The organism is Veillonella dispar (assembly GCF_937975875.1).
Classification (GTDB): Bacteria; Bacillota; Negativicutes; order Veillonellales; family Veillonellaceae; genus Veillonella; species Veillonella dispar_B.
Map to the genome: position 1 here is coordinate 1 of NZ_CALJSP010000009.1, position 3356 is coordinate 3356.

At 33.0% G+C, this 3356-nt stretch carries 3 protein-coding genes and 3 tRNA genes; 3 read left to right on the plus strand and 3 right to left on the minus strand.

Annotated elements, in window-relative coordinates; all coding sequences use genetic code 11:
* Window position 1 precedes the first annotated feature (1 nt).
* The 3 genes from Q7P05_RS00355 to Q7P05_RS00365 all read left to right on the plus strand — a co-directional run bounded on the left by Q7P05_RS00355 (window position 2) and on the right by Q7P05_RS00365 (window position 256).
* A tRNA-Asp gene (locus Q7P05_RS00355) sits at window positions 2–77 on the plus strand.
* A gap of 5 nt (window positions 78–82) precedes the next feature.
* A tRNA-Phe gene (locus Q7P05_RS00360) sits at window positions 83–158 on the plus strand.
* Window positions 159–170: 12 nt separating this feature from the next.
* Window positions 171–256: transfer RNA gene (locus Q7P05_RS00365), tRNA-Leu, on the plus strand.
* Between the two features lie 211 nt (window positions 257–467).
* Here Q7P05_RS00365 and Q7P05_RS00370 read toward each other — a convergent pair.
* The 3 genes from Q7P05_RS00370 to Q7P05_RS00380 form a co-directional block, all read right to left on the minus strand.
* A complete protein-coding gene (locus Q7P05_RS00370) occupies window positions 468–1631 on the minus strand; it encodes a site-specific integrase (protein ID WP_303929995.1) in 1164 nt (387 codons plus the stop codon).
* Between the two features lie 236 nt (window positions 1632–1867).
* Window positions 1868–3016: a Fic family protein gene (locus Q7P05_RS00375; RefSeq protein ID WP_195186450.1), complete on the minus strand. Its 1149-nt coding sequence runs from the start codon at window positions 3014–3016 to the stop codon at window positions 1868–1870.
* Between the two features lie 47 nt (window positions 3017–3063).
* The coding region (locus tag Q7P05_RS00380; RefSeq protein ID WP_303929996.1) for a hypothetical protein at window positions 3064–3356 on the minus strand (293 nt) is incomplete at its 5' end.

Here is a 3356-nt window from a genome sequence, read left to right on the forward strand (position 1 = left end):
CGGCCCCGTGGTGTAGCGGTTAACATGTCGCCCTGTCACGGCGAAGATCGTCAGTTCAAATCTGATCGGGGTCGCCATTCATGCCTCGGTAGCTCAGTTGGTAGAGCAACGGACTGAAAATCCGTGTGTCGACAGTTCGATTCTGTCCTGAGGCACCATTTGTATTCCATGCGGTTGTGGTGGAATGGCAGACACGCCATCTTGAGGGGGTGGTGAGCGTACGCTCGTGAGGGTTCAAGTCCCTCCAACCGCACCATTCTTATTTGCTATTTAACAGATTGTAACGAATTGTAACAAACTGTAACAGATAAAGCATTTACAAGGATATTTGAAAGATAAAGAGTGACAAATTGTAACGCATTATAACAACAATTTGCCCCTTTATTGCCCCTTTTAAAAATAAATATTTGCCCCTTTTATATGAGGGTTGAAAAAAGCCACTGCACATGATGCGGTGGCTCATTTTTTTATTTATTTGAAAGTACTTTCCCCATATTAGTAATTGCTGCATTTACTTCTTGTTTCATTTCATCAGTTACATGAGTATAGATAGCAAGCGTAGTGCGTGGCTCATTATGGCCCACACGTTCCATAATTGCTTTTAAAGGTACATTGGACTCTGCAAGAATAGATATATGAGTATGTCTGAATGTATGTGTGCTTACTGGTTTTGGGAAATCAAGTTTTTTTATAGTACGATTTACATAATGTAGATCATATGGCAATCCACCATCTGTTACAAAGATATAACCGAGGTCAGCAAATTTAGATTTCCATAATCGCCTTGCTTGATTGGCGGTTATAAAGTGATTAATAATTTGTACGGCCCTTGCATCTAATTTAACCTTACGGATAGAATGAACATTCTTTGGAGGTAATCGCATGGCAGGGTCAGAAAAGCTACCACGATTAGATAAAGTAGCGTTTACATCTATCTCAGCATTATCTCTATCATAGTCTTGAGTGCGTAATGCTACCATTTCACCAAATCTAAGACCAGTTAAAGATTGAAACTCACATAATAAGGATACATGATGATTGATAGTATCTAATTGTGATAGTAAATCTTTTAGTTCATCTTTAGTTAGAAATTTAGAACGCTGCTTCTTGATGCGGTTAACATCTGCTACAGGCTTTTGAAGTTCTATATTATCTAAAAATGAAATGTCACGGATATACTCCATGCGCCTTGCATACTTCAATGATTGTCTAATTAGGCTAAGAGCAAGCTTAGTATAGTTATATGAATATTGGCAGGCGAATTTATCAAAGGTGCTTTGGATAATATAAGGGGATAACTTAGACAATAATATATTAGTAGGAAACCATTTAATAATCTGCTTGTGTAGATTATCCATACTATATTGTGTAGATGATTTTCTAAAGGCACGCTTAGACTCTAAATATTCATATACAACATCATTCAATGTCATATCCTTGGCAATATCTGTATTAGTGGCCAAATCAATTTTATTTTGCAATTCAGCTTGTGCGATTTTGTATGCTTGTCTACTATTACTATTTAAGGTAATAGATATTCTTTTTGTCTTACCACTATATGGATCTACATAACGCTCTTGAAATTTATATTTAGTAATACCAGCTTTGGTAGTTACAGTTTCACACCACATTAAAAATACCTCCTAGGCTAAAAAATGGTATAAGAAATAAGCCTTAGAGGTATGGTATAATATAAATATGCGGTGTCTCTAAGGCATCAAGCCTCTATCTAGTAGTAGCTAGATAGGGGCTTTTTATTTTGTCTAATATTTTTCTGTATATTGGACTATTAAAAAATATAGTCCAATATAATGAGATATATTGGACTATAAAAATATATAGTCTAAAAAAGATTAAAATATTAGACTTAACTATCTATAATACTTAATAATTTTGGACAAATAAATGTTCTATTTTTAGCTTTATCTGAACTAATTAAAATATCTTGATCTACCATTTTATTCAAAAGTGTAAATACAGTTTGCTTACTAGCATTGATTTCTTCGATAAGTTGTTTACTTGTAAATATAGGATGCTGAAAAATAAAGTCTAAAATCGGAATGAAGTAATATGATTTTATAGAATCACCTAAAGATTTAAACTGTTCATATAAAGCTAAAATATTCAAAGCTTTCTTGGTATTGTTATGGGATTCAGCGATTATACCGCTTAGGAAAAAATAAATCCAAGATACCCAGTTATTACTTTTAGAGATATTGGCTAAATTATGAATATACTCATCACGATTACGTTCAAAATAAGAGCTCATGTAGAATATGGGAGATGGAATAATTCCACGATAATAAAAGAATAGAGGAATTAGCAATCTGCCTATACGTCCATTACCATCTTCAAATGGATGAATCATTTCAAATTGTGCATGAATAATAGCCGCTTGAATTAATGGATTTATCTCATCATGGTGGAAATACATTTCTAGATTAGACATATAAGAATCTGTTAGTTGTGGAGAAACAGGTGTATAAGAAATAAAATCATATCCACCAATATAGTTTTGTAGTTTTTTAAAAGCACCAGGATGTTTTGTAGACCCACGAACATTATCTAGGAGAATGGCATGCATTTCTTTAATAATTTTTATTGTTAATGGTTCTTTACTATTAGGATTTGATAATTGATTATATGGTGAAATAGTATCTAATGCATGTTTTAATGCAGAACGATAATTTAGAATTTCTTTTAACTCATCATCTTGAATATCAGTTTGGTTACCAGCTTCATGATTAAGAATATCTTCAAGCGTTGCGTGAGTACCTTCTAATTTAGACGATAGCACGGCCTCTTGTGTAGTGATAGGTGATAAAAGCAAAATAGGATTCGGCGTATTAACTAAAAAGCCTTTATATTCACCTAATGCCATATTCGCCTCGGAAGATAGTTTAATTAATTCAGGAGTGAGTAAATTAAAAGTATCAAAAGGTAAACGTTCAGGCTCATATGGTGGCGGTGCGGATCTACGCAATTCTACAAGCCTTTCATCCGTAATATTAGACATAAAATATATCTCCTATAAAACAAGTAACATAATATAATTGGTGAGTTTTACAATACATGATGATAAAAATCTATTTCTTCAAGTAATTCATCTGTAAGTTCTTTTCGCCTTACCATATGTTCAATTAAATTAACATGATCATCTATATGAAAATCGTCATTAATGATATGCAGCAATTCATGCTTCACTTCATTACGAATATCTTCAACAGACATATTTTTACGAATATAAATATTGTGAACACCTTCATCTTCCCCAGTTGATGAAATAGCTTTCACATTAGGAATATCACACTCAATAATATTAATAATCAAACTAACAACCCCTAATAGTATTATTT